The sequence below is a fragment of the Microbacterium sp. Y356 genome (assembly GCF_059445355.1).
The window spans coordinates 1,293,175-1,317,665 of record NZ_JCAIUE010000001.1 but is presented as its reverse complement, the minus strand read 5'-3'; the positions used below and the strand labels follow the sequence as shown (position 1 = coordinate 1,317,665).

At 65.5% G+C, this 24,491-nt stretch carries 25 protein-coding genes; 9 read left to right on the top strand and 16 right to left on the bottom strand.

The window, feature by feature from the left end:
• Nucleotide 1 precedes the first annotated feature (1 nt).
• The 3 genes from AC1C2Q_RS06350 to AC1C2Q_RS06340 form a co-directional block, all read right to left on the bottom strand.
• Nucleotides 2–832, bottom strand: coding sequence for an alpha/beta hydrolase (locus AC1C2Q_RS06350; protein WP_495449425.1), 831 nt, complete (start codon nucleotides 830–832; stop codon nucleotides 2–4).
• A 3-nt stretch (nucleotides 833–835) separates the two neighbouring features.
• Nucleotides 836–2,002, bottom strand: a complete 1,167-nt coding sequence (gene rhaI, locus AC1C2Q_RS06345) for an L-rhamnose isomerase (protein ID WP_495430239.1) — start codon at nucleotides 2,000–2,002, stop codon at nucleotides 836–838.
• 281 nt (nucleotides 2,003–2,283) lie between these two features.
• Nucleotides 2,284–2,631, bottom strand: coding sequence for an L-rhamnose mutarotase (locus AC1C2Q_RS06340; RefSeq protein WP_495449424.1), 348 nt, complete (start codon nucleotides 2,629–2,631; stop codon nucleotides 2,284–2,286).
• Between the two features lie 162 nt (nucleotides 2,632–2,793).
• On the opposite strand from AC1C2Q_RS06340, the gene AC1C2Q_RS06335 reads away from it, so the two are divergent.
• A complete protein-coding gene (locus AC1C2Q_RS06335; protein WP_495449423.1) occupies nucleotides 2,794–3,795 on the top strand; it encodes a LacI family DNA-binding transcriptional regulator in 1,002 nt (333 codons plus the stop codon).
• A 60-nt stretch (nucleotides 3,796–3,855) separates the two neighbouring features.
• Here AC1C2Q_RS06335 and AC1C2Q_RS06330 read toward each other — a convergent pair whose 3' ends face one another.
• From AC1C2Q_RS06330 to AC1C2Q_RS06285, 10 genes are all read right to left on the bottom strand, one after another.
• Nucleotides 3,856–5,079, bottom strand: coding sequence for an ABC transporter substrate-binding protein (locus tag AC1C2Q_RS06330; RefSeq protein WP_495449422.1), 1,224 nt, complete (start codon nucleotides 5,077–5,079; stop codon nucleotides 3,856–3,858).
• On the bottom strand, nucleotides 5,076–6,107 hold the full coding sequence (locus AC1C2Q_RS06325) for a branched-chain amino acid ABC transporter permease (protein ID WP_495449421.1): 1,032 nt from the start codon (nucleotides 6,105–6,107) through the stop codon (nucleotides 5,076–5,078). Before AC1C2Q_RS06325 ends, AC1C2Q_RS06330 begins: the two co-directional genes overlap by 4 nt.
• Nucleotides 6,104–6,985, bottom strand: coding sequence for a branched-chain amino acid ABC transporter permease (locus tag AC1C2Q_RS06320; protein ID WP_495449420.1), 882 nt, complete (start codon nucleotides 6,983–6,985; stop codon nucleotides 6,104–6,106). Before AC1C2Q_RS06320 ends, AC1C2Q_RS06325 begins: the two co-directional genes overlap by 4 nt.
• Nucleotides 6,982–7,752, bottom strand: a complete 771-nt coding sequence (locus tag AC1C2Q_RS06315; RefSeq protein ID WP_495449419.1) for an ABC transporter ATP-binding protein — start codon at nucleotides 7,750–7,752, stop codon at nucleotides 6,982–6,984. Before AC1C2Q_RS06315 ends, AC1C2Q_RS06320 begins: the two co-directional genes overlap by 4 nt.
• Nucleotides 7,749–8,540 carry an ABC transporter ATP-binding protein gene (locus AC1C2Q_RS06310; protein ID WP_495430224.1) on the bottom strand — a complete coding sequence of 264 codons (792 nt, stop codon included), beginning with the start codon at nucleotides 8,538–8,540 and terminating at the stop codon, nucleotides 7,749–7,751. Before AC1C2Q_RS06310 ends, AC1C2Q_RS06315 begins: the two co-directional genes overlap by 4 nt.
• A 141-nt stretch (nucleotides 8,541–8,681) precedes the next feature.
• On the bottom strand, nucleotides 8,682–9,263 hold the full coding sequence (locus AC1C2Q_RS06305) for a PadR family transcriptional regulator (protein WP_495430223.1): 582 nt from the start codon (nucleotides 9,261–9,263) through the stop codon (nucleotides 8,682–8,684).
• Between the two features lie 117 nt (nucleotides 9,264–9,380).
• A complete protein-coding gene (gene ligM / locus AC1C2Q_RS06300; protein ID WP_495449418.1) occupies nucleotides 9,381–10,793 on the bottom strand; it encodes a vanillate/3-O-methylgallate O-demethylase in 1,413 nt (470 codons plus the stop codon).
• A gap of 58 nt (nucleotides 10,794–10,851) precedes the next feature.
• On the bottom strand, nucleotides 10,852–11,724 hold the full coding sequence (purU, locus tag AC1C2Q_RS06295) for a formyltetrahydrofolate deformylase (RefSeq protein ID WP_495449417.1): 873 nt from the start codon (nucleotides 11,722–11,724) through the stop codon (nucleotides 10,852–10,854).
• 34 nt (nucleotides 11,725–11,758) lie between these two features.
• The gene (locus AC1C2Q_RS06290; protein ID WP_495450549.1) at nucleotides 11,759–12,607 is read right to left on the bottom strand and encodes a methylenetetrahydrofolate reductase; all 849 of its coding nucleotides are present in this window, start codon (nucleotides 12,605–12,607) and stop codon (nucleotides 11,759–11,761) included.
• A gap of 182 nt (nucleotides 12,608–12,789) precedes the next feature.
• A complete protein-coding gene (locus tag AC1C2Q_RS06285; RefSeq protein WP_495449416.1) occupies nucleotides 12,790–13,617 on the bottom strand; it encodes a helix-turn-helix domain-containing protein in 828 nt (275 codons plus the stop codon).
• A 112-nt stretch (nucleotides 13,618–13,729) separates the two neighbouring features.
• On the opposite strand from AC1C2Q_RS06285, the gene AC1C2Q_RS06280 reads away from it, so the two are divergent.
• The gene (locus AC1C2Q_RS06280; RefSeq protein WP_495449415.1) at nucleotides 13,730–14,506 is read left to right on the top strand and encodes an alpha/beta fold hydrolase; all 777 of its coding nucleotides are present in this window, start codon (nucleotides 13,730–13,732) and stop codon (nucleotides 14,504–14,506) included.
• Between the two features lie 35 nt (nucleotides 14,507–14,541).
• On the opposite strand, the gene AC1C2Q_RS06275 is transcribed toward AC1C2Q_RS06280, so the two are convergent.
• Together AC1C2Q_RS06275 and AC1C2Q_RS06270 are read right to left on the bottom strand one after the other, a co-directional pair.
• Entirely contained in the window at nucleotides 14,542–16,026 is a 1,485-nt protein-coding gene (locus AC1C2Q_RS06275; protein ID WP_495449414.1) for an aldehyde dehydrogenase family protein, read from the bottom strand.
• Between the two features lie 151 nt (nucleotides 16,027–16,177).
• Nucleotides 16,178–16,411, bottom strand: coding sequence for a VOC family protein (locus AC1C2Q_RS06270; RefSeq protein ID WP_495449413.1), 234 nt, complete (start codon nucleotides 16,409–16,411; stop codon nucleotides 16,178–16,180).
• Between AC1C2Q_RS06270 and AC1C2Q_RS06265 the strand changes: the two genes are divergently transcribed.
• Together AC1C2Q_RS06265 and ligM (AC1C2Q_RS06260) are read left to right on the top strand one after the other, a co-directional pair.
• Nucleotides 16,412–16,642, top strand: a complete 231-nt coding sequence (locus AC1C2Q_RS06265; protein WP_495449412.1) for a hypothetical protein — start codon at nucleotides 16,412–16,414, stop codon at nucleotides 16,640–16,642.
• Between the two features lie 343 nt (nucleotides 16,643–16,985).
• On the top strand, nucleotides 16,986–18,392 hold the full coding sequence (gene ligM / locus AC1C2Q_RS06260; protein WP_495449411.1) for a vanillate/3-O-methylgallate O-demethylase: 1,407 nt from the start codon (nucleotides 16,986–16,988) through the stop codon (nucleotides 18,390–18,392).
• A 91-nt stretch (nucleotides 18,393–18,483) separates the two neighbouring features.
• Here the strand turns inward: ligM (AC1C2Q_RS06260) and AC1C2Q_RS06255 are convergent, their stop codons facing one another.
• Nucleotides 18,484–19,602 carry a 5-methyltetrahydropteroyltriglutamate--homocysteine S-methyltransferase gene (locus AC1C2Q_RS06255; protein ID WP_495449410.1) on the bottom strand — a complete coding sequence of 373 codons (1,119 nt, stop codon included), beginning with the start codon at nucleotides 19,600–19,602 and terminating at the stop codon, nucleotides 18,484–18,486.
• A 214-nt stretch (nucleotides 19,603–19,816) separates the two neighbouring features.
• On the opposite strand from AC1C2Q_RS06255, the gene AC1C2Q_RS06250 reads away from it, so the two are divergent.
• Genes AC1C2Q_RS06250 through AC1C2Q_RS06230 form a run of 5 tightly spaced genes read left to right on the top strand, consistent with a single transcriptional unit; the run spans nucleotide 19,817 to nucleotide 24,449 of the window.
• A complete protein-coding gene (locus AC1C2Q_RS06250; protein WP_495449409.1) occupies nucleotides 19,817–20,572 on the top strand; it encodes an ABC transporter ATP-binding protein in 756 nt (251 codons plus the stop codon).
• Nucleotides 20,559–21,269, top strand: coding sequence for an ABC transporter ATP-binding protein (locus tag AC1C2Q_RS06245; RefSeq protein ID WP_495449408.1), 711 nt, complete (start codon nucleotides 20,559–20,561; stop codon nucleotides 21,267–21,269). Before AC1C2Q_RS06250 ends, AC1C2Q_RS06245 begins: the two co-directional genes overlap by 14 nt.
• A gap of 2 nt (nucleotides 21,270–21,271) precedes the next feature.
• Entirely contained in the window at nucleotides 21,272–22,153 is an 882-nt protein-coding gene (locus AC1C2Q_RS06240; protein WP_495430214.1) for a branched-chain amino acid ABC transporter permease, read from the top strand.
• A gap of 20 nt (nucleotides 22,154–22,173) precedes the next feature.
• Entirely contained in the window at nucleotides 22,174–23,178 is a 1,005-nt protein-coding gene (locus AC1C2Q_RS06235; RefSeq protein ID WP_495449407.1) for a branched-chain amino acid ABC transporter permease, read from the top strand.
• Nucleotides 23,175–24,449 (top strand): ABC transporter substrate-binding protein, encoded by a 1,275-nt coding sequence (locus AC1C2Q_RS06230; protein ID WP_495449406.1) that lies wholly within the window; start codon nucleotides 23,175–23,177, stop codon nucleotides 24,447–24,449. The genes AC1C2Q_RS06235 and AC1C2Q_RS06230 overlap by 4 nt, the downstream gene beginning before the upstream one ends.
• Nucleotides 24,450–24,491: the final 42 nt, after the last annotated feature.

The window sequence follows — 24,491 nt, the reverse complement described above, 5'->3', positions numbered from 1 at the left end:
GTCAGTCGAGAGCTGTGTGCGAAGCGAGGGGCAGGCGAACGATGCGGGCCGCGAAGCGGTCAATGGAGAGCGTGGCTGCGGGGTCGTCCGGTCGGTTGAGGTGGCCGTGAGTCGTGCCGGGTTCTGTCGTAACGTCGATCTCGACTCCGGCATCCGCCAGCGAACGCGCGAAGGCTTCACCGGAGACGCGGAGCTCGTCTGTCTCGTCGTTGATCATGATCGTTGTAGGGAATGCAGCGAGCTGGGCAGCTGAGGCTGTGCCGGCGATCGCGTAGACATCCGCCTCCGAGACCGGGCCGCCCACGTAGTTCTCGTACATGCTCAGCACCGCGGACGGTCGGAAGTGATCAGCCTCTGGGTTCGCATCGAGCAGTGAACGCAGCGCCGCATCCGGAGCATCCTGCTCTGCTTGCAGTGTCGGATAGGCGAGCACGGCCAGGCTGGGCACGGACCAGCCGTCGTGCGCGAGGCGCAGGGCAGCGCCGGCCGCAAGGTTGCCGCCCGCACTGGCTCCGCCGATCGCCCACGGGCCGACGGCGAGGCCGGATTCCGTCGCCCACCGGAAGGCGTGGACGACCTCGTCATGCGGCACCGGATAGTGCACGGCTGGGGCGAGGCGGTACTCGACGCTCACAACGACGATGCCGCGGTCGGCGAAGGCGCGGCTGACCCAGTCGGCCTCCGGCATGTCGAGGTCACCAGCGGCGAATCCGCCGCCGTGCACCCAGACGAGTCCGTGACCCGTCGGGGTGGCTGGCGCGTACACGCGCACCCTGAGCGGGCCGTGTGGCCCGTCCAGGATCCGTTCGGTGACCTCGATGCCGGTGGTCATCGACTACGCGCCCCAACCGGCCTGGACGCCGCCGACGCGATCGGCCGCGATCTTCTCCTGGTAGCCGGATGCCGCGTACGCTGCCATCGGGTCGCCGGCGAGGCCGCGGGACTCACGCCATTCGGCCAGCGCCGGACGCACGTCAGTGTAGAAGGCGTCCATGAACACGGCGTTCGCCGCGAGCACGTCGCCCGACTTCTGGGCGGCGGTGAGAGCATCCTTGTCGACGAGCAGCGCGCGCGCCGTCATCTCTTGCACATTCAGCACCGAGCGGATCTGACCGGGGATCTTGTCCTCGACGTTGTGGCACTGGTCGAGCATGAAGGCCACGTCGGGGTTGTTCAGGCCGCCGCCACGGATGACCTCGAAGAGGATGCGGAAGAGCTGGAACGGGTCGGCGGCACCCACGATGAGGTCATCGTCGGCGTAGAAGCGCGAGTTGAAGTCGAACGATCCGAGCTTGCCGAGGCGCAGCAGCTGCATAACGATGAACTCGATGTTCGTGCCGGGCGCGTGGTGGCCGGTATCCAGGCACACCATCGCCTTGTCGCCGAGCGCGCTCACCTGAGCGTACGAAGTACCCCAGTCCGGAACATCGGTGTGGTAAAAAGCGGGCTCGAAGAACTTGTACTCGAGCACCAGGCGCTGGTCGTCGCCGAGGCGTGCGTAGATCTTCTGCAGCGACTCCTGCAGGCGGTCCTGGCGGCCACGGAGGTCGGCCTGGCCCGGGTAGTTCGACCCCTCGGCAAGCCAGATCTTCAGGTCACGGCTGCCAGTGGCATCCATCACGTCGATGCACGCGAGGTGATGGTCGATCGCCTTTGTGCGGACCGCGGCATCTTCGTGGGTGAGGGCGCCGAACTTGTACTCGTCGTCCTGGAATGTATTGGAGTTGATCGTGCCCAGGGCGACGCCGAGGTCTTCGGCATGCTTGCGGAGGTCGTCGTACGAGTCGACGAGATCCCACGGGATGTGCAGCGCGACCGACGGGGCGAGGGCGGTGTACTTGTGCACCTGCGCGGCATCCGCGATCTTCTCCCACGGGTCGCGGGGGGTGCCGGGAGTGCCGAACACCTTGAAGCGGGTGCCGGAGTTGCCGAAGGCCCAGCTCGGGAGTTCGATGCCCTGCTTCTCGAGATCGGGGGTGATGGAGTCGAACGTCGTCGTCATGGGTGCTCTCCTTGTGCGTGCTCCGGCGAAACTGAATCGATTCAATCCCTGCCTTCTCGGAATATTAGCCGCTCATACGGGAGGCGTCAATCTGCGAGAAGGTGCGTACCTGGGCATGATCGTCCTCAATGTCGCCGACCCGGTCTTTGGCGACCTGTCTCACGCGGTCGTCGCCGGATCACCTTCCTCGGTGGGCCGCTATATCAGGTCGAGGGCGGGTGGGGCGGAGCCGTTCTCAAGAACACGGATGGTGTCGGCCAGCGTAGCCGGGCATGAGGCGCTCATGCGGATTCGGAGAGCTGCTCCGCCAGATTGAAAACCTCAGTGAGGGGAGTCGCGGCTTGATCGGGCCGGCCGGAGAGATCGACAAAGAACCGCGCCATCTCCGCTTCCCAGCGAGCGGCGATCTCCGACTTGGCGAGGTAGGACTGGGCGGCCGCATCGTCGTCGGTCTCGTAGTAGCCGATCAGCGTTCCGCCTTCACCTAGGAAGAGCGAGTAGTTGCGGCGGCCTGAGTCCGCGATCTCCGCGAGCATCTCCGGCCAGACGGGGGAGTGCCTGGCGAGGTACTCGTCCAGCAGTTCGGGGCGGACCTGGAGTTGAAAGCAGATGCGGGTGGGGGCGGTCATCGTTGAGGGCTCCTCGATCAAGGTGTGAATCGTTTCAAGCGTAGAGTGATGAGACAGCGAGCGCAATACCTGCGAATGCAGCTGCGAGGAGCATGCGGCCGACGAGGTCAGCGAGACGGCGATGCCGTACACTCGCGGACATCACCCAAGGAGGAGAACCAGGTGGCAGTGAGCGTGCGCGAGGTAGCGGCCGCGGCCGGAGTGTCGGTGGGCACGATCTCCAACGTGCTGAATCGACCAGAAAAGGTCGCCGAAACGACGGTTCAGCGTGTCCAAGCGGCGATCGAGGAGTTGGGCTTCGTGCGCAACGACGCGGCCCGTCAGCTGCGAGCCGGTCGGAGCCGGAGTATCGGCCTCGTCGTGCCCGACGCCGGTAACCCATTCTTTGGGGACGTCGCTCGCGGAGCTGAGGCCAGAGCTGAAGAGAATCGGCTGTCAGTGCTGCTCGGCAACAGTGATGAGGATTCTTCGCGCGAGGACCGCTACCTCGATCTGTTCCGCGAGCAGCGCGTGAACGGCGTGCTGATCAGCCCGGCATCCGATGACGTCGACAAGCTCGAGCGGGTGCAGAATGCCGGCATCCCCGTCGTCCTTGTCGACCATGAGCTGCCAGGAAGTGCCTTCTGCTCGGTGTCGGTGGACGATGTCGAGGGCGGATATCTCGCGGTGCGGCACCTGATCGATATCGGTCGACGGCGGATCGCATTCATCGGGGGACCGGCATCGATCGCGCAGGTCGCGAACCGCTTGCTCGGCGCACAGCGTGCCGTAGAGGAGACGCCGGGAGCGAGCATCGAGGTGATCGAGATGCCTGCGCTCACGGTGCTCAACGGCCGCGCTGCTGGCGAGACGATCGTGGGGCGCACAGTCAGGCCGGAAGCGATCTTCGCAGCGAACGACCTGTTGGCGGTCGGCCTGTTGCAGGCCTTCTCTATGTTCAGCACGGTGCGAGTGCCCGAGGATATCGCGCTGATCGGGTATGACGACATTGACTTCGCTGCTGCGACCGTCGTACCGCTGAGTTCGATCCGTCAGCCGGCGCAGCTGATCGGGCACACCGCGGTCGACCTGCTGCTGCGCTTCATCGATGACCCGGACGGCGCCTATGAGCGCAACGTTCGGTTCCAGCCCGAGCTGGTGATTCGTCAGTCGACCTCCGGCTGAGAGACCTTCCGAACAGGATGGGGGCGCCAGCCGATTGGCCGCCGCCCCCCATCAATCGTGCTATTCGACGATCCCGAGTTCCCGGACGTCGACGATCTCGCCCTCTGGCTGCCAGCTGGTGCCGTCAAACCGGCTCAGCTGGAATTGAAAGACGATGCGCCCGTCAGGGCCGGAATCGAAGGTGATGCCGGGGAGCGTCAGCGGGTTCTCCAGGTCGGACAGCGAGTCCCAAGCGGCGACGAATCCTTCGCTGTCGAGCGACTCGGCCTGCCCCAAGGCGCCGACGATCGCCGCCGCGAGGCCATATCCGCTGAACGCTAGCGAGTCACCAATGTCGTCCTCGTGGCCCTGCGCGGTCATCGCCTCGGCGTACGTGAGATAGCGCTCGTCCTCGGCGAAGAGCGGGTCGGACGGGTCCATGTACCACTTGAAGGCGTACGCGCCTTCGACCGCCGGGGGCGTCGCCTGGTTGATGGCGGCAGTGAAGTCCGACGTCGTGGATCCGAGCATCAGCGTCGGCTTCCATCCGATCTGGTGAATATATCCGAGCAGCGCGCCGACGGTCGGCGCGCCGATGTTGACGACAAGCGTGTCCACGCCTGCGGCCTGGAACTGGCTGACCTGAGCGCTGAGGTCGGACGTCCCGGGTGCGACCAGCGCCTGCTCAGCAGGAACCACGTCGCCGGCGGCGAGGCCCGCGAGCTGGCTCTCACTCAGATCGTTGTTGAATCCGACGTATCCGACGACGGCATCCGGGTTCTGCTCGGTGATCCACTGTGCCTGGAGCTCGCCCTCCCACGCGACATCAGGCCAGAAGGCACGCTGGAGGGGATAGTTCTCGATGTCGCTGAGGGGAGAGTTGCCCGCCAGGGACACGCCAGCCACATCGTTCTGCTTGAGGTAGTCGCGTCCGGCGATGGAGATGCCGCCGAAGTTGACCACCAGGACGGCGCCGTCCTTCTCGACGAACTTGCGCTGGTTCTCGACCAGGCGTGCCGGATCGTACGCGTCGTCAGCGGTGACGAGCTCGACGGGGTGCCCGTCGATCCCGCCATCCTCGTTGGTCTCTGCGATGTACGTCTCGATGCCGGCCAGCCCCGGCGCGACGGAACCGGCCGGACCGCTCAGTGGCCAGCTGACGCCGATGACGATCGGTGCCTTGTCTTCGCCTTCCGGCGACTGCCCTGTTTCACCGCCTCGTGGAGTGCAGGCGGAAAGGGCGAGGGTTATGGTGCCGAGCAGCGCGACAGTCGTCAGCGCGCCGCGGCGGATGGACTTCGTCATCGAATCTCCTGTGGGTCGGGTTGGGCGGGAACGGAGGGACGCGGTTGGACGGCGTGAGCCGGCCAGACCGAGCGGTACAGACGCGAGAGCAGGCCGGCGATGCCGCCGGGGGCGACGATGATGCACACGCCGAGCACGATCGCGAAGATCAGCTGCGCGAGATACGCCGAGGTGTCACCAGGCACCGCTTCGCTGAACCATGTCGGGAGGTAGACGATGACAGCGGCGCCGATGATCGCGCCCCACCAGGATCGGCTGCCGCCCACGACGGATGCGACGAGCAGCGTGATCGAGAAGACGAGCGGATACGACTCCGGCACGACGAGTCCGAGCACGAAGGCGTAGAGGGCGCCGCCAAGGCCGGCGAGAGCCGAGCTGATGACGAACACGACCAGCTTGAGCCGGTCGGCGTTGACGCCCATCGAAGCGGCCAGGATCGGCGAAGCCCGTACTGCGGCGAGCGCGCGGCCCGTTCGTCCGGAGACGACGCCTCGGAGCATCCCCACGCACGCCAGAAGCACGAGGAGTATGACCAGATACGCCCACTGGGCGTCCGTGAGGGCATCCGTGGGGGAGATCAGCCCCGCGCCACTGAGGGTGATGCCTGCCTGACCGCCAGTGAAGTCGGAGAAGCGGTAGAGCAGGATCGGGAAAAGTGCAGCGATCACGATCGTCAGGAGACCGAGATTGAATCCGCCTAAACGGACGCCGGGGAACCCGAGGATTACGCCGAGCACTATGCACAGGACGACCGCGCCGAGAACGGCCAAGCCGATCGGCCACTCCATGAAGCGCATCAGCATCATTGCCGCGTAGCCGCCGACACCGAAGATTGCGCCGTGTCCCAGGCTGATCTGGCCGGAGGAGCCCATCAGGAGGTTCAGGCTCACGACGCCGAGGGCGACCGCGAGCACGCGGCTCATCGAAAACAGGTCGTAGTCGGAGACGAGGAAGGGCATCAGGATGCCGACGATGATCGCCACGACCGCGATACCGCGCGGCAGCCAGGTCCGCAGTGAAGCCATCATGCGCGCACCGTGCTCTCACGGCCGAACAGGCCGGCGGGCTTGAACAGCACGACCACGATTACGACCCCGAACGCCAGGAGTACGTTGAGATCCCCGCCCAGCCCGGGGACGTAACGTCCGCCCAGAGCGGCAAGCACCCCGATGATCAGTCCGCCGAGGACGACGCCGACACGACTGGTGATCCCGCCGAGGTTCGTCGCAGCCAGTGCCATCAGCAGCGGCACCGTCATCATGCCGGGTGACAACCCGAGCGTGGGAGCAGCCACGACGCCGGCGATCGTGCCGACGCCACTGGCTACCGCCCATCCCGTTGCGAGCCAGAGGCCGCCCGAGAGCCCGAGTAGCGCAGCCGACGATTGGTTCTGCGCCACCGCGCGCAGGCGCAGCCCGAAATCTGTGCGGGTGAGCAGGAGCGCCATGGCGATCATCGCACCGCCGACGAGGACGACCCCTGCCACCTGCTGGCTCGTTAGTCGCACTTCGCCGAAGTGGAAGACCCAGGTTCCGAAGAGCGGGGGGAATCTGTGTGGATCCGTGCCCCAGATCATGCTGATCACGGCGCTGACGCCCAGCAGCAGGGTGACGCCGAGCGTGGTGAGCGCCGTCTGGTTGCGTCGGTCCACCCATCGCACGACGAAGAAGTAGATCGCGGCGCCGACCACCGCGGAGACGACGATCGCGATCGGGATGGCGAGCCACAGCGGGAGCCCGAGGAGCAGAACCGTATAGGAGATGTATGCCGCGAGCACAGCCATCTCGCCCTGGGCGAGATTGAGCATCCCGGTTCCCTGGAAGATGACGCTCAGGGCCAGTGCGAGAGCTGCGTAGATCAGCCCGGTCATCAGACCGTCGAGTGAGATCTGGATGAACTCGATCATGCGGAGCCCTCCTTCGGGCCTACGGCGGATGTCTGGTCGGCGGGCGACGATGCGCCGCCGAGATAGTGGGCCTGCAAGGCATCGGTCGACTGGTATTCGGCTGCAGGTCCGTCGTGGACGACGCGGCCGCGGCTGAGCAGCACCACTCGATCGGCGACCGCCAGCGAAAGCCGTGCGTTCTGTTCCGCGAGGAGCACCGTGAGGTCCCATTCCGTGCGCAGCGCCGTGAACTGGGAGAACAGCTCCTTGGTTGTCAGAGGCGCAAGTCCGAGGGACGGCTCGTCGACGAGCAGCAGCCGAGGCCGTGCCAGGAGAGCCCGGGCGATCGCGAGCATCTGCGCCTGCCCGCCCGAGAGCGCTCCGGCCGGGCGCTTCCGGAACTCCTCCAGGATCGGGAACGAGCGGAAGATGCGCGCGAGGTCGGCCGCGCTGTCGGTGCGCCGTGCCGACGGCCGCGCGACGCTGCCGAGACGGAGGTTCTCCTCGACGGTGAAGTCGGAGAAGGTGCCGCGGCCCTCAGGAACATGTCCGACGCCGAGCCGGGCGATCTGGGGAGTGCGCAACCGTGCGATGTCGGTGCCGGCGAAGGTGCGGGTGCCGTTGACGGCGATGGTGCGGCTGATCGCGCGGAGGAGCGAGGTCTTGCCGGCGCCGTTCGGTCCGAGCACCGCGACGATGCTGCCCTCGTCGATATCGAGATCGATGCCGTGCAGCACTTCGACCTTCCCGTATGCGGCGGTGACGCCGCGCAGACTTAGGAGACTCACGTCGCATCGACCTCCACGTCGGTTCCGAGGTACGCCGCGACGACCGCGGGGTTCTTCTGGATCTCCGCGGCAGCGCCGACGGCGAGGAGCCGGCCGGCGTCGAGTACGGCGATCGTGGTCGCATAGCGCATGACGAGGGCAACATCGTGCTCCACGAGCACGCACGTCATTCCCGTCTCAGCGCCGTGCGCGACGACGAGATCCATGAGAGCGTTCGCCTCCTGCTCGCTCAGCCCAGCCGCCGGCTCATCGAGCATGAGCAACCGGGGCTCAGCGATGAGCGCGCGAGCGATCTCGACGCGGCGCCGGTCGCCATGAGCGAGGGCCCCGGCCGGAGTCCACGCGTGAGTGCGAAGTCCGACGCGCTCGATGATGGCCATCGCCTTCTCGCGGACGGCGCGTTCCTCGCGGCGCACGCGGGCCGGGGACCAGAGGGGTGCGAAGATGCCGGCGTGCGTGCGGGTGTAGGAGCCGAGCATCACGTTCGTGAGCACGTCCTGGTCGTCCAGCAGCACCGGGGTCTGGAATGTCCGGGCGATACCGGCGCCCGGACGACGGAACGCGCGCTTGCCGTCGAGCGCATTGCCCTCAAGGAGGATCGAGCCTTCGTGCCGGTAGATGCCGCTGACGCAGTTGAAGAGCGTGGTCTTCCCGGCGCCGTTGGGACCGATAACGGCGCTGACGCCACCCTGCGGGACGTCGAATGTCACCGAGTCGAGCGCGCGCACTCCGCGGAAGCCGATCCCGACGTCGATGAGTCGGAGTGCTGGTACTGACGATTTCGTCATCAAAAGAACTCCCTTGTTCTCTTGCAATGACAGTCGACCGCGCCGCGGCGGGAAAGAGGCTTCTTGTTATGCGCTCATCGATGATGGTGATAGCGGGGCGGTGCCGCTATCAGGCGTCGCCGGGATCAGGCGTCGCCGGGATCAGGCGTCGAGCTGATCGACGAGCTCTAGTCCCCGCCGCGCCCACGCGATCTCGCCATTCGCCCGGTAGACGAGTCCTTCGTATGCGAACCGCTTGAAGGCGACCGTGCGATCCTGTTCCTTCTCGGGCGTGACGGCGAGCCGGCGGATGAGCATGGGATTGTCGCGAGCGTCGATGCGGCGTAGCTCGCCCTCCCACTGCTCCAGCTCGGACTGCCACTCCGCGATGTGCCGGTGGAAGAACACTCGGGCAGCGTCGGGCGTGGTGTTCTCCAAATAGGCGGCGCGCAGGTGGGCGGGATCGCGAACCCGCTGATAGTCCAGTGGCGACCGCATCCATTCGGTGTACGCCTGCTCGCCGGCATCCGTCACGTGGTAAACGCGACGTGTGCCCCGCTGGCCCCGCGTCTGCTCCTCGCCCTGGATGAGACCTTCGGTCGCCATCTTGCGGAGCTCGGGATAGATCTGCGAGTCCGGCGCATGCCACACGTGACCGACAGAGAGCGAGAACTGCTTCTGGAGGTCGTAGCCGGAAAGCGGTCCCACGCGCAGCAGCGCGAGCAGGGCGTAGCGCAGGCTCACGGTGCCTCCTTCGTGTCGCAGATACCGAGAATCGGACGAGGGGCCTGCCCATCACAGACTCATCGAATCTGATCGGGCGGACCCCTCGAGCTTACGCGGCGGCCCAGACTTTCCGACCTAGGCGGGCTGGTAGTTCGTGCGCCAGCCGCCGTGGTAAGTGGCACGGGCGACGGTCGAGTACGGCACCGGGCTGACCACGGCCCGCACCTCCGTCTGCTCGTGCGTCTCGACGCTCGCCTTCGTCGTTCCGCCGCCTGGCTCGCCCCAGACGACCTTCAGTTCGGTGCCTTCGGGCACGTTCGGGTCGACCGTCGCCAGCGACAGTCCACGGCGCTCGTTTGCGCTGTATCCCGTGAACATCGAGTACCCGACGACGGTTCCGTCTTCGTCCACGACCGAGTCGTAGTTGGCGGAGCCGTAGTTCGCCAGCGGCAGGTCGAAGAACTTGTAGTTCGGACCGTCCACGTTGAGCAGCGATGTCCACACCTTCCCGAGATCGTCCGCGTTCCAGGCCAGCGTGACCTTCTTACGCTGCGAGGCCAGATCAATCTTCTCGAGGGCATCGCGACCGATGAAGTCGTGGTCGAACTTCACGAAGTTCCCGTACCCCAGCTCCCACGGTGTCAGGTAGTAGTCCTCGATGTCGGACGACACGAAGGAGCCTGCCAGCGTGCCGGTCGCCTCATATCCGTCCGCCGGCAGCCATTCGCGGTAGCCGCGCTCCTCGGCGCCCGTGTAGATCGCGGGCAGCGGCGAGGGGATCCAGCCGGACTCGAGCGTGTTGGACGGATACGCACGCGAGCCGACCGGTACCAGCCCGAACTCCGCGCCGGCGGTGACGATCGCGTCCCAGATGCGGTCGTGGTCCTGGTACGGACCCCAGATCTCTAGGCCGGGCGCCCCAGCCATGCCATGGCGGAGAGTGCGGACGGTGGTCCCATCGATCGTCATGGTCGACATGTTGAAGAACTTCAGCCGCTCCAGCGGGCCGCCGTTGAGCTTCTCGATGACCTGCCAGGCATTCGGCCCCTGGATCTGGAAGCGGTAGTACCGGCGGGTGACTGCGTGGCCATATGGCCGCGAGGGCGAACGGCGATCGATCTCGATGTCGAGGTTCGAGTAGCCGCCGGTCTCCCCGTGGTAGAGCAGCCAGTTCGCCGCGGGAGCCCGGCCGACGTAGACATACTCGTCCTCGGCTTCACGGAACAGGATGCCGTCGCCGATCACGTGACCGGATGCGGTGGTCGGGACGTACTGCTTGGCCTTGTCGACAGGGAAGACGGCGGTCGAATTGATCGCGGTGTCCGAGATCAGGCGGATGGCATCCGACCCCTTGAGGAAGAGGTTGTCCATATGGTGCGACTGATCGTAAAGCACGGCGGTGTCGCGCCACGCCTTCTGCTCCTTGATCCAATTCTGGAAGTCGGCGGGGACGACCGGATAGATGTACGAGCCGATCTGCGAATTGCGCAGCAGTTCGACGGGGTTACCGGCGGCGTCGATCACTTCCTGCAGATTCTTGGGTGCCACGATGAACCTCTGATTTCTCTTTGGGTTGAGGATGCCTCAGCACGAGGCACCCGTGCGGTTAGAAGACGATTGTCTGATTGCCCCGCCGGATCACGCGGTCCTGAGCGTGCCACTGCACGGCGCGGGACAGCACGGCGCGTTCCACATATGCGCCTCGTGCCTGGAGGTCGGCGGCCGAGTGCGCGTGATCGACGCGTGCGACGTCCTGCTCGATGATCGGGCCCTCGTCGAGGTCCTTCGTCACATAGTGCGAGGTCGCGCCGATCAATTTCACGCCGCGCTCCTTGGCCTTGCGGTATGGCGCGGCGCCGATGAAGGCGGGGAGGAACGAATGGTGAATGTTGATCACCGGCACGCCCACCTTGTCCAGAAAATCGGACGAGAGGATCTGCATATAGCGTGCGAGAACCACGAAGTCGACGTTGTCTGTGAGCAGCTTCACGAGCTCCGCTTCGGCCGCCGACTTGTCCGGCCCCTGGGAGGGGACGTGGAAGAACGGGATGCCGAACGAGCGGACGTCGTCCGCGGCGTTGGTGTGATTGGAGATCACCATCGGGATCGTCACCGGCAGTTCGCCACGGCGATGCCGCCAGAGCAGCTCAAGCATGCAGTGGTCGGAGGTGGAAACGAGGATCGCCATCCGCTTCGGCACGGACTGGTCAGTGAGGGTCCATTCCAGGCCGAGCGGGGTGACGGTCTTCGTCAGGTCCGCCTCGATCTCGATGATCGCCGCAGCCAGATCAGACCGGTGGAAGACGACCCGCTGGAAGAAGGCTCCGCCGTCGGCATCATCGGAGTACTGATCCAGTGCAACGATGTTGCCACGGTTGCGGGTTATCAAGGCGGTCACCGCCGCCACGATCCCGGGACGATCCGGCCCGTGCACGATCAAGCAGGCGTGGTTGCGCAGTGCGTCGGTGTGCAGTGTCATCGCTGTCATCCTCGAGAGCTGGCCGCGATAAGTTTCAGCTTCGTGCGGCGACGAAGTCGCGCGCCCATTCCGCTGTCGCGAGCAGTCCGCCGAACGTGTAGAAGTGCAGCTTGACGTCTTCCTCGGTTCGGGTCGCCGTCTCGTCGGCGACGTCGGCGCCCGGCCGTGCGGGCGAGTCGGCGAGAAGCGCCGACAGGTCGGCGACGAAGGTGTCAGGGCCGGCCGTACCCATCAGGTTGGTGAGGGAGAAGCCGTATTTCTTCACGATCATCGCGTTGGCGCCGATCCCGAACCGGCGTGCAAACCCGAGCAGTCGCTTGATCCCGGCGGGGCCGGGTGTGCCGATGCGGATGGTGCTTTCGATGGTCCGTTCTCGGACCGCGTCGATCCAGGCCATCACCGGATCGGTGTCGAACGCGAACTGGGTGAGAATCGTCGAACCCAGACCCTGCTGGGCGAGGGAGAGTACCTTCTCGTCCAGCGCGTGCCAGAGTACGTCGTCAGCGATGTCCGGATGACCCTCCGGGTAACCGGCGATGGACACCTCCTTGACTCCGTAGTCCAGGAGCACCCCGGAGCGGATGACGTCGTAGGAGTTCTCGTAGGGACCCTCGGGTGTGGCCGGGTCGCCTCCGACGACGAAGACGTGCTCGGTGGCTCCGACATCCTGCAGGCGGGTGAGGAACTCTTTGAGCTGGGCCTGGGACGCCAGGCGGCGGGCCGAGATATGAGGGACGGGGGTGAAACCGAGGTCGCGAACCGCCTTCGCGGCGGACACCCGCATCTCCAGGTCCTCGTTGCCCAGGAACGTGACGTTGATCTTTGTACCCTCGGGGATGGCGTCCTTGGCCTCGAGGAGACCGGGTACATCCTTACCCGTCATCTCGAGGGAGTAGCCGTTCACCAGATCGAGGGCCGCCTGTGGATCGGCGATGACATGCGTGGTCTTCGACACTGATCGAGGTCCTTTCCGCTGCGCGTGGAAGCGCGCCTCTGCGCTTCCCGACCAGCGTACCTATGCGTATAGGGAATGTCTATAGGGAAGGATGCACGTCGCAGCTGTCCTCAATTGCCGGTCGACATCGCCTGCCACGCACCGGGGCGCATGCCGGTTGCGTTCCGAAAAAAGACCGAGAAATTCGATGCATCGAGGAAGCCGAGAGTGGTTGCGCAGTTGGCCGCGGTAAGGCGGTCATGCGCGAGAAGCCGTTTGGCTTCCAGAACGATCCGATCGACGATGTGCGCCTTGGCGGTGCGCCCGGTGACCTGCTGCGCAGCTCTGGAGAGCGTGCGGGGTGCGTACCCAAGGGCTCGGGCGTAGTACTCGACATCGTGGTGCTCGCGAAAGTGTGCTTCGACGCTTGCTCGGAACACGCGGAAGACCAAGTTCGTCGGGCGGGCCTCGCCGCGCGGTGGTTGAAGTCGGGCGATGAGGGCCGAGAGCAGGATCGCGGGCAGCTCCGTTGATGCACTCCCTGGCACGGCAGCCGCTTCGAGAACGAGGTGGTTGCGTGCAGCGTCGACGAGCAGCCATTCATCGTCGGGGATTGTCCACTGCGGAACCAGGCCAGGGGACGCGACGAGTTCACGGGTGGCGTGGGTGACCGGCGCGGTCGGAACAAACAACACAAGGTCCCCGATGAGCTCGGTGATGTCGTCCCACCGGTGCACCGACCCAGGGGTGATCCAGACGGAGGAATGGGGCGTGAGCGGGTGTCGGGTGAAGTCGACTGTGACAGTGCCGTGACCGGCGTCGATGAGGGCGAGGACGTGGAAATCAGCTCGTTGCGTGCCGCCGTCGTTCATCGTGCGAAGGCGGTTCAGCGTCATCGTCTCGACCGCGCCGGTACTGCGTCCAGCAGGGTGGTAGGTCATCTCTCGAATTGAGGTCATGAGTCCTGTTTCTACCATGGCTCGACCATTCGTGCCGATGCGTAACCAGGGTTGGCATATTTCAATGGAATCCAGGCAGCAGAAGCCGAACCACACTATCGAGGGAACTTTCATGAGTATGACGCAGCAGGCGGTTCTTCCCGTTTACAACCACAAAATCGGCGCCGGACCAACCCTGGTACTCCTGCACTACTGGGGTGGCTCCGCTCGAACATGGGACCTCGTCCTCGAACGTCTTCCCGACCGTGATGTGCTCACGGGCGACTTCCGCGGGTGGGGGCGCTCGAGCGCACTTCCCGGCCCGTTCACGCTCCGTAGGCTCGCAGACGACACGCTCGCGGTGATCGCAGAGGCGGGAGTCGCCGACTACATCCTCGTGGGCCACTCCATGGGCGGCAAGGTTGCGCAGTTGATCGCAGCGACCCAGCCCACGGGGCTGCGGGGCATCGTCCTCGTCGCTTCCGGGCCTGCGAAACCCGCCATGGAGATCACTCCCGAGTATCAGGAACTCCTCTCGCACGCGTACGACTCCGACGACTCCGTCGCCAGCGCACGCGACAACGTCCTCACCGCGACCAGGCTGCCCGAAACGATCAAGGCGCAGATCGTCGCCGACTCCCGGGCCGCCACTGACGCCGCCCGCGCCGAGTGGCCGCTGCGCGGTATTGCGGAGGACATCACCGAGCACACGCAGATGATCAGCGTCCCCGCGCTCGTCATCGCCGGCCAGAAAGACCTCGTTGAGCCCGTCGACGTGCTCCGCAAGAACCTCGTGCCCTACCTTTCCGACGCCGACTTCACGGTGATCCCGAACACCGGACACCTGATCCCTTTGGAAGCGCCAGCCGACCTCGTCGACGCGATCACCAGCTTCGCGCCACCCGCCTGACCTGCGGTCGGGTCAGATGACCGCGGGCGCCGCTGTCAGTGCGCCTGCGCCGCCAGGGCCGCCGCGTCTATATGCGCGATGGAGCGGGTGTCCTGGAATGCTCGGATGCCTTCGATGCCCTGTTCGCGTCCGAAACCGGACTGCTTCATGCCACCGAAAGGCGCGCGCAGGTCCAGCCGGGTCGCGCCGTGGTCGTTGACCCAGACATAACCGCAGACGAGCTTGCCCCCGACCCGGTTCGCGGTGTCCACGTCCGCGGTCCACACCGATCCGCACAGACCGCTCCAAGTGTCATTCGCCGCGGCGATCGCCTCGTCCTCCGAGTCGAAGGGGATGACCGGGATGACGGGCCCGAACTGCTCCTGGGTAACCACCCGCAGTGCCGGGTCGGGATCGACCACGATCGCGGGGCGAACGAAGTTCCCGCCGGCGAGATCCCCGCCGGGCAGCTGGCCGAACTCGCGCACGTCGGCCCCGGCATTCTTCGCCTCTTCGATGATCTCCTCGACGAACGCCTTCTGCACGGGCGAGTGCAGCGGACCCATCGTGGTGCCTTCGTCGAGCCCGTAGCCGATGACCGCCTTCTCGAGGCGCACGGACAGCCCCGTGACGAGTTCTTCGAGGCGCGAGCGGTGCACGTACAGCCTTTTGGCATTCATGCAGATTTGTCCGGTCGTGTCGAACACGGCCGCGTAGATGCGGTCGAGGTGCGTGTCGTCGAGGATCGCGTCCTCGAGGAAAAGTGCGGCGTCGTTCCCGCCCAGCTCGAGGGTCACGCGGGTGAGCGACTTCGACGCCATCTCCATGATGCGCTTGCCACCGTTCACCGACCCGGTGAAACAGACCTTCGCGATGTCGTCGCTGCTGATCAGCGCGGCCATCTCGGCGTCCTTGCCAGTGACCACGTTGAGCACGCCTGCCGGCAGCTTCTCGGCAAGGCGCTGGACGACACGGGTCGTGGCCAGCGGCGCGGTGGGCGGCGGCTTGACGATCGCGGTGTTGCCAGCCAGCAGTGCGTGCGGAAGCGCGGCACCGAGGATCGCGATCGGCCAATTGAACGGCACGATCACGGTGACAACGCCCAGCGACTGGTAGGAGACGGTCGTTTCGACCGGGATGCCGGGCGCGACCGGGAGCGTCTTTCCGGTGTCGACCTCGCCTGCCAGCATCAGCGCGAGGTTCCAGCGGATCTCGAACACCAGTGCGTCGATCCACGCCTCGAAGCGGATCTTGCCGTTCTCCTGCGACAGGATCGCGGCATCCTCGTCACGATCGTCGGCGATGCCCGCTATGGCATCGGCCATGACGGCGGCCCGTTCGGTCGCGCTCAGCGCGGACCACGCCGGGAAGGCGGCCTTCGCTGCTGCGATCGCATCGTCGACATCCTGCGAAGTCGCCGCGGCGGCACGGCCGACGATCGCTTCGGGCTTGCCGGGGTCGGCAATCTCGAGGGTGGCGTCGGTATGACGCTCCGCGCCTCCGATGTACAGGCCCGTCCGGACCTCGGACCTCGTGGTCATTGCGTCACTCATTCGTCACACCTCTCTGTGCGATGTTGCCTGGGTTCGGTGAAGCGAGAAGTCGAGCCGAGCGACAACGGGCGCCGCACTCCGTATGGTCAGTAAACAAGTGTGCTGACATTTTTGTCAACGGGTCCCGCAAGTCGAATCGTCAGTGCTCGTCCTTGACGACCGGCGTGCCGTGCGTGTGGAAGGTCTCGATCGTCTTCATGCCCCACGCTTGGCCCTTCTTGCGTTCTTCGGAGGTCCACTCAACGACGGGGGAGTCGGGGTCGAGCAGAAGCCGGGCGCCGGCGTTGGCGAACTCGATGCGGTTGCCGCCGGGCTCCCACACGTAGAGGAAGAAAGTCTGGTTGATGGCGTGCTTGTGTGGACCGGACTCCATGTGGATGCCGTTCTCGAGGAAGATATCGGCGGCCTTGAGAATGTCTTCGCGGGTGTCTGGGGCGAACCGTTCGCTCTCCCGGCCGCCGAGGGCCTGTGCGATGAACTCGCCGTTGGCGACGACATCCTTCGCGAGATAGTTGACGTGATCGAGCCGCCGCGCGTTGACGCCCCTGCCGGGAAGACCGATGCCTGGTTCTTCAGCGCCGGCTTGTCGTCGGTCGCGACGTAGCGTTCGATTCGTAGTAGACGCCCATCGAATGGCCGTCGGGATCGCGAAACAGATAGGTCGGCCCTATGCCTTCATCGCCGTCGACCCACCCCTCGCCGAGTCCGAACCGGCGTCGGACGAGGCGGTGAGCTTGATCGTGTAGCGCTGATACTCGTCCCACGAGGTGTACTCGGTCATTGTGGTCCTCTCGGATGGGGTGGTTAGGGCACAGAGAATCACACCCCTAGCGAATTGGTCAACGTTCTGCATACAATCTTGGCGACCACGGTTCACTTTGAGCATAGGTAAATTGGGTCGTGCATCGCGTTCAGGACCACACGACGAAGAAGTTGAAGGGAATGACATGGCAGGCAGTCTGCAGAACGTCCTCGATCAGGCGGGGAACACCGTCGAGCACTTGCGCAATTCGCAGCTCGGGACGTACATCTATCCGGTCGTGCCGGCGGAGTTTACGAACTGGCGCCGTGAGCAGATCTCGTGGCGCGAGACCGCCGTGCTCTTCGACCAGTCGCACCACATGGTCAACTTTTTCGTGTCCGGTCCGGATGCGCTGAAGCTGCTGTCCGACACCGGAATCAACAGCTTCGCGAACTTCCCGGTGAACACCGCCAAGCAGTTCGTCCCGACCGCCTCGAACGGGGGTGTGATCGGCGACGGCATTCTTTTCCATGAGAGCGAGCACGAGTTCGTGTATGTGGGCCGTGCCCCCGCAGCGAACTGGCTGCAGTTCCACGCCGAGACCGGAGGCTACGACGTCGAATTCCGCTACGACGACCGTTCCCCGTCACGCCCGTACGGTGCAGCGGTGAATCGTCAGTACTACCGATTCCAGATCCAGGGGCCCAACGCCTGGCCGATCATCGAGAAGCTCAACGGGGGCACCCTCGAGAAGGTCCGCTTCTTCCACATGGGCGAAATGACCATCGCTGGTGAGCGCGTGCGGACGCTCCGCCACGGCATGGCCGGTGCTCCGGGGCTGGAGCTTTGGGGGCCGTACGAGCAGCACGGCAAGATCCGCGACGCAATCCTCGAGGCCGGACGCGAGTTCGGCATCGAGCCGTGCGGATCCCGCGCATACTCCTCCAACACTCTCGAGTCCGGATGGATCCCCTCTCCGCTTCCCGCGATCTACTCGAGCGAGGAGGAGCGCGCCTATCGCGAATGGCTCCCGGCCGACAGCTACGAGGCCATCAACGCGCTCGCAGGGTCCTTCGTCTCCGAGAGCATCGAGGACTACTACCTGAACCCGTGGGAGCTCGGCTACGGCTCGTTCGTGAAGTTCGATCACGACTTCATCGGTCGCGACGCGCTCGAGAAGATCGACCCGGATCGGCAGCGCAGAAAGGTCACGCTCGCCTGGAACGATGAGGACCTCGCCAAGCTGCTGACGACGCCGATCGACCGCGACGGCACCGGATACCAGGTCTTCGACCTGCCGAACGCGAACTATGGCTCGTCGAACTACGACGAGGTCATCGACGCGAACGGCGACACGATCGGCCTATCGCTATTCACCGGCGTCACCGCGAACGAGAAGCGTGGCCTGTCGCTGGCCACGGTCGACCCCGACGTGCCCATCGGGGCCGAGGTGCGGGTCGTCTGGGGTGAGCCGAACGGCGGATCCAGGAAGACGACGGTGCAGCCGCACGAGCAGCTCGCCGTCCGCGCCGTTGTCAGCCCGGCGCCTTACGCCGTGACGGCACGCACCGAGTACCACGGCGGATGGCGCACAGCGGCCGCCGCCGTCTGAGCCCGGAGAGCTATCGCAAGGACTGAGCGTCGCCACGAGGGCAGGGGTGGAGGCTGGGGCGCCCCCGCCCCCGCCCTCGTGGCGCGACCGCTCAGGCGTCCGGCCACACCTCGGCAGCGATCGCCACGGTCTCCTCGACCTTCGCCCACTGCTCATCCTCGGTGAGGACGTTGCCTTCCTCGGTGGATGCGAAGCCGCATTGTGGGCTCAGCGTGAGCTGCTCGAGTGGCACGATCGCGGACGCCTCATCGATGCGACGCTTCAGCTCGTCTCGATCTTCGAGCGTGCCGGACTTGGTCGTGACCAGGCCGAGCGCGACCACCTTCTCGCCCTTCGGGAGGAACCGTAGCGGCTCGAACCCGCCGGCACGCTCATTGTCGTATTCGAGGAAGTAGCCGTCGAACGCGGTCTCGCCCAGCAGCTGCTCCGCGACTGGCTCGTAGCCGCCGGAAGAGATCCACGTGGACCGGAAGTTGCCGCGGCAGACGTGGGTGGTGATGACCATGTCTGCAGGCTTGTCGCGCAGCGACGCGTTGATCAAGGCCGCGTAGCGCTCAGCGAGGTGATCGGTTCGGACGCCGCGTTCCGACGCCTTTGCGAGCTCGATGTCCGAGCAGAGGTATGCCCAGGCGGTGTCGTCGAACTGCAGGTAGCGACAGCCAGCGTCGTAGAAGGCCTGAACCGCGGCGCGATACGTCGCTGCCAGGTCGTCGATGATGTCGTCGTGCCCGCTATAGGCGGATCCCTCGAGAGCGTCGCGCTCGAGGCGGAAGTCGAGCACTGTCGGTGCGGGGATGGTGAACTTCGGCACGGCGCCGACGGCCTCGGCGATCGGTTTCAGGGCGCGGAAGTGCTCGAGCATCGGGTGGTCTGCAGGGAAGCCGATTGTGCCGTCGATCTGCAGCCCGCGTGGGCGGGTCTGTACACCCTGGAACTGGATGCCGTGATCGAGTTCCACGACGTTGACGCCGTCCAGCATCTCGAAGAAATCGAAGTGCCACCATGAGCGGCGAAACTCGCCGTCGGTCGCGACCTTCAGGCCGGCAGCGGCTTCGCGGGCAACCAGCGCGCGGATCGCGGAGTCCTCGACGGCGCGGAGTCCTTCAGCGTCGAGTTCGCCCGCCCCATGCAGTGCGCGAGCGTTCTTCAGTGATTCGGGACGTAGGAAACTACCGACGATATCGGCGCGGAAAGGCGGGTTGACAGACATGCGGCCACCCTAATTCAAGTGCCGGGGGCGGCGCGAGGCGTGTCGAACTGTGACGGCGCTCGCGCCGGTCGCGAACCGGTGCGCGGGACTCGTTGACAATCTCGTCATCGATCCCTATCGTTTGCCTATGGCGGTAGGTGAATTCCGCCGTTCTCCTGTGCAGAGTCGCAATCAGGGAAGGTGATCCATGGCCGCGAGGCTGAGACTGACCGACGTGTCCCTGCGTTTCGGCGGCATCAAGGTGCTCGAGGAGGTCGGATTCGACGTCGAACCGGGCGCGATCTTCGGACTCGTCGGTCCCAACGGCGCGGGCAAGACCTCGCTGTTCAACTGCATCAGCGGGCACTACCGGCCGACGTCTGGCTCGATCCGCATCGACGAGACAGAGGTCCTCGGCATGCGGCCCTCTGCGCTCGCTCGTCACGGTCTCGCCCGCACATTCCAGCATCCGGCTCTCCAACTGCACGCGACCGTCCTTGAGAACGTGCTGCTCGGCGCGCACACCCGGCTCCGCGGTGGTCCAGCGGAATGGTCGTTGCGACTGCCTTGGACGACCAGATCCGAACGCGACCTGCGAGCGGAGGCACGCGAGATGCTCGAGCGCAATGGGCTCGGGTGGGCGGCGGACCTGCACGCCGACGAGCTGTCGCACGGGCTACTCAAGGGCATCGAACTCTGCCGCGCGCTTCTTTCGAAACCACGCCTTCTGCTGCTCGACGAGCCGGCAGCTGGCCTGCCGCATGCCGAGGTTGAGAAATTCATCGACTCGATCAAGCGTCTCCGCGACGAGGAGGACATCACGGTCGTCATCGTCGAGCACCACATGGGCCTGATCGCCGCGCTCACCGACCGGGTTGTCGTGCTCGATCACGGGCGCAAGCTCATGGAAGGAACGGCCGCCGAGGCGCAGTCCGACCCGCGCGTCGTAGAGGCATACATCGGGAAGGACGCCGCCGATGACGCTGCTTGAGCTCACCGATGTGACCGCCTCCTACGGACCCGTCCAGGTGCTCCACGGCGTCTCGCTGACCGTCCCCGACGGAGGTGCGGTGGGGATTCTGGGGGCCAATGGGGCAGGCAAGACCACCACACTCCGAGCGATCAGTGGAACTGTGCGCGCTGGCGGCAGCATCGTGTTCGATGGCAAAGACATCCGCGGAATGCGGCCGGACCGAGCGGCTGCGCTCGGCATCGCCCATGTGCCGGAGGGGCGCGGCACACTGTCGGATCTGACTGTGAAGGAGAACCTCCGGGTCGGCGCCTACCTGCGCAAGGACCGGAAGGGGATCGAGTCCGACATCGAGTACTGCCTCGATCTCTTCCCCAACCTCCGCGAACGCATCCGCTCCCACGGTTCGGCGCTGTCCGGTGGGGAGCAACAGATGCTCGCGGTCGCCCGCGCGGTCATGGCGAAGCCCCGGCTGATGCTTCTCGACGAGGCTTCGCTCGGACTCGCCCCGAGCACCGCGAAGGACGTGTACCGCGCGATCGGGCGGCTGCGCCGCGAGTCCGGGATCGCGATGCTCGTCGTGGAGCAGAACGCCAACCTCGCCTTCACGCTCGTCGACACTGTCACGGTGCTGGAGGTGGGCCGCAGCGTGCTCACCGGCACCTCGGCGGAGCTCAAGGGCATGGACGAGATCCGACGCGCCTACCTGGGGGGCTGACCGTGGGCACCTTCATTCAACTCGTGGTCGACGGCCTCTCCGCCGGCTCGATCTACGCGGCGCTGGCACTGGCGATCGTGCTCGTGAACCAGGCGACCGGTCTCATCAACTTCGCCCAGGGTGGCATGGCGGTCCTCGCCGCGTATTTCGCCTATGCGTTTCTTCAGTGGGGGCTGCCGCTGATCCTCGCGATCCTCCTCTCGATTCTCGTGTCCTGCGCTCTCGGTGCGATCATCGAACGCTTCCTGATGCGCCGATTCGAACAGGGCGACCCCGACACCGCGGTGGTGGTGACGATCGGGCTGCTGATGTTGATCACGGGGTTGTGCGGGTACATCTGGAGCTTCAACAACCTGCAGTTCCCGTCGCTGTTCCCCGTGGAGAACATCAGTTTCCTCGGCGCGGTACTCAGTATCCGCTCCGTCGGCACGACGCTCGTGATCGTCGGCATCATGATCCTGCTGCAGCTGCTTTTCGTCGGCACCAAGCTCGGCTTGGCGCTGCGTGCAGTGGCAGTCAACCCGCAGTCGGCTTCGTTCTCGGGGCTGCCGGTCGGAAGGCTGCTGATGGTCGGCTGGGGGCTGGCGGCAGGACTCGGGGCGATCGCCGGCGCGCTGATCGCCCCATCGCTCACGCTCACTCCGGGGATGATGGATTCGGCTTTGGTCTACGCTCTCGCCGCGGTCATCCTCGGTGGTCTGTCGAGTCCGGTCGGCGTGGTGATCGCCGCATGGCTGATCGGCGTCTTGGAGAACCTGGCCGCGGTCTACGTGCCCTTCATCGGCTACGACCTGAAGGTCGCGGTGCCGTTCATCCTGATCTTCGTGGTGCTCATCGTGCGCCCGCAAGGCCTTTTCGGCCGGAAAGACGTGGTGCGCGTGTGATGGCGTCGGCGAAGGAATTCATGAGCAGGCCGTGGGTGCGCTGGGTCGGCGTGCTGCTGCTCGTCCTGCTTCTGCTGATTGCTCCGCTCATCCTCCCGATCTTCGTCAACCAGACGCTCGCCCGCATTGGCGTCTTCGCCGTCGCGGTGCTGGGACTCAACGTGGTCATGGGCTATACCGGTCAGGTCTCGCTCGGGCAGATCTTCTTCGTCGGCCTCGGCGCATATGTCACCGCTTACGGCGTGAACGCTGGCTGGAACATCGCACTCGTTTTGGTCCTCGCCGCGCTCGTGCCTGCGGTAGTCGGCCTGCTCATTGCGCTGGCCGCCGCACGGCTGAGCGGACTGGCGATCGCGATGGTCACGATCGCGCTGCCCATTGTCGGCGTCCCGCTCGCCAAACGACTCGCGGAGTTCACCGGGGGTTCGCAGGGCACATCGGCGCGGTTCTCGGGCGCACCGGACTGGTCGGGCCTGGCGGATGATCAGTGGCAGCTGTACATCGTGTTCGCTATCGCTGGGGTTGTGTTCGTGCTGACTCGCAACCTGATGCGGGGAAAGTATGGCCGGGCGTTCGCGATCGTGAAGGGCAACGAGGCCGTCGCATCATCGATGGGCATCTCGCCATATCGCTACAAGGTGCTCGCGTTCACGATCGCGTCTCTCATCGGCGGCGTCAGCGGCTTCCTTTACATGGTCGTCGTGCAGTACACCTCGCCCGAGACGATGAGTTTTGGGCATTCGATCACACTGCTGGCCTCCATGGTGATCGGCGGCGCGGGCAGCATTCTCGGCTCGCTGTTGGGCGGCGCGTACTACGTGCTGGCACCGCAACTGACCAATGCCGTCGATTCGAGTCTCACGGCAGTGATGCAAGGCATCATCCTCCTCGTGATCCTGTTCGTCCTCCCCGGCGGTCTGGTCTCGCTTCCCCGGCTCTGGCGTCGACGAAGACGAGGGCGGGATGCCGCATCACCCGATCCCACCCGAACCGCGCTATCTGAAAGAAAGAGGCAGGACACATGAGAACGTTCAGCAGCAAGAGGCGAACAGCCTCGGTCATCGCAGGGATCGGCATCGTCGCCGTCCTCGCAACGGGGTGCGCCCGCGGAGGCGGGGGCGACGACGATCCTGGTGAAGGATCGGCCGAAGCCAGCCCGGGCATCACCGACGACAGCATCACGCTGGGCATCACCAGCCCCCTGAGCGGTGCGGTCGCCGGCCCCGGCAACTGCACGGTCGACGGGGCACTCGCCTACTTCGGCGTCAAGAACGCCGAGGGCGGCATCGAGTTCGGCGACGGAAAGACCCGCACCGTCGAGATCAAGGCGTACGACGACACCTACGATCCGCAGAAGGCCCTGGCGAACTTCCAGCAGATGGTGTCTGACGGCGTCTTCGCCGTGGGACTCGGGCTCGGCACACCGACAAACCGCGCCTGGCGTGAGGCGGCCATCGATGAGGGCGTCCCGCAGGTGCTGGTGCAGACGGGGGACCCGATCTTCAGTGACCGCGAAGCGAGCCCCGAACAGATCGGCTTGGTCCCGATCTACCAGCAGGAGGGCGCCGCATTCGGCGAACTGCTCGCCGCCTCGGCTGAAGAGCACAAGGTCGCCGTCCTGTCGCAGAACGACGACTACGGCGACGGCTACGTCGAGGGGTTCATGGAGGCCATCGACGGCGCGGACAACATCGAGGTCGTCAAAGAGCTCACCTACGAGGCGACCGACACCTCGGTGGACGCGCAGATCATCGAACTCGCCGCCAGCGACGCGGACGTGTTCTTCAACGCGATGTCGATCACACCCTTGGTCATCTCCGCGCTGAAGAAGACCGAGGAACTCGGCTGGACGCCCAGCTGGTTCCTGCCGTCGAACACGTCGAGCCCCGGCGGCATCCTGCAGCAGCCGGACGTGCACGCCGATGTCTTCCCCGGCATCTACACCGTCGCCTTCTCGGAGTCGGCGGCGAGCCCGACGTTCCAGGAGAGCGAAGAGGGGAAGGAGTTCCTCGCCGCGATCGGCGAATACACCGATCAGGAGGGCGTCCCTGCGTTCCCGCACTGCGTGTGGAGCTGGATTGGCGCGGCGACCCTTGAGCAGGCGTTCAGCCAGATGAAGGAGCCGACGCGCGAGAGCTTCATGGAGGCGCTCATGAGCATCAAGGGATACGAGGCGCCATTCATGCTCGAGGGATCGGTAATCGACACCACGGTCGACGGCAAGCCCGCCGTGTCTGACGTTGTCGTGCAGAAGTACAACGGCAAGGGATACGCCACGGCGGAGGCGTTCGGGTGAAATGAACCGAGCTGAACCGAGCTGAACCGAGAGGCCGGAGCG

What these genes read in the sequence shown, in the direction of transcription:
- AC1C2Q_RS06230 (WP_495449406.1), top strand. Translation starts at nt 23,175, where the DNA reads ATGAGAACGTTCAGCAGCAAGAGGCGAACAGCCTCGGTCATCGCAGGG.
- ligM (WP_495449411.1), top strand. Translation starts at nt 16,986, where the DNA reads ATGGCAGGCAGTCTGCAGAACGTCCTCGATCAGGCGGGGAACACCGTC.
- purU (WP_495449417.1), bottom strand. Translation starts at nt 11,724, where the DNA reads ATGACACTGCACACCGACGCACTGCGCAACCACGCCTGCTTGATCGTG.
- AC1C2Q_RS06270 (WP_495449413.1), bottom strand. Translation starts at nt 16,411, where the DNA reads ATGGAGTCCGGTCCACACAAGCACGCCATCAACCAGACTTTCTTCCTC.
- AC1C2Q_RS06245 (WP_495449408.1), top strand. Translation starts at nt 20,559, where the DNA reads ATGACGCTGCTTGAGCTCACCGATGTGACCGCCTCCTACGGACCCGTC.
- AC1C2Q_RS06340 (WP_495449424.1), bottom strand. Translation starts at nt 2,631, where the DNA reads ATGACCGCCCCCACCCGCATCTGCTTTCAACTCCAGGTCCGCCCCGAA.
- AC1C2Q_RS06325 (WP_495449421.1), bottom strand. Translation starts at nt 6,107, where the DNA reads ATGATGGCTTCACTGCGGACCTGGCTGCCGCGCGGTATCGCGGTCGTG.
- AC1C2Q_RS06285 (WP_495449416.1), bottom strand. Translation starts at nt 13,617, where the DNA reads ATGACCTCAATTCGAGAGATGACCTACCACCCTGCTGGACGCAGTACC.
- AC1C2Q_RS06275 (WP_495449414.1), bottom strand. Translation starts at nt 16,026, where the DNA reads ATGACCACGAGGTCCGAGGTCCGGACGGGCCTGTACATCGGAGGCGCG.
- AC1C2Q_RS06320 (WP_495449420.1), bottom strand. Translation starts at nt 6,985, where the DNA reads ATGATCGAGTTCATCCAGATCTCACTCGACGGTCTGATGACCGGGCTG.
- rhaI (WP_495430239.1), bottom strand. Translation starts at nt 2,002, where the DNA reads ATGACGACGACGTTCGACTCCATCACCCCCGATCTCGAGAAGCAGGGC.
- AC1C2Q_RS06310 (WP_495430224.1), bottom strand. Translation starts at nt 8,540, where the DNA reads ATGACGAAATCGTCAGTACCAGCACTCCGACTCATCGACGTCGGGATC.
- AC1C2Q_RS06350 (WP_495449425.1), bottom strand. Translation starts at nt 832, where the DNA reads ATGACCACCGGCATCGAGGTCACCGAACGGATCCTGGACGGGCCACAC.
- AC1C2Q_RS06290 (WP_495450549.1), bottom strand. Translation starts at nt 12,607, where the DNA reads ATGACGGGTAAGGATGTACCCGGTCTCCTCGAGGCCAAGGACGCCATC.
- AC1C2Q_RS06235 (WP_495449407.1), top strand. Translation starts at nt 22,174, where the DNA reads ATGAGCAGGCCGTGGGTGCGCTGGGTCGGCGTGCTGCTGCTCGTCCTG.
- AC1C2Q_RS06255 (WP_495449410.1), bottom strand. Translation starts at nt 19,602, where the DNA reads ATGTCTGTCAACCCGCCTTTCCGCGCCGATATCGTCGGTAGTTTCCTA.
- AC1C2Q_RS06280 (WP_495449415.1), top strand. Translation starts at nt 13,730, where the DNA reads ATGAGTATGACGCAGCAGGCGGTTCTTCCCGTTTACAACCACAAAATC.
- AC1C2Q_RS06330 (WP_495449422.1), bottom strand. Translation starts at nt 5,079, where the DNA reads ATGACGAAGTCCATCCGCCGCGGCGCGCTGACGACTGTCGCGCTGCTC.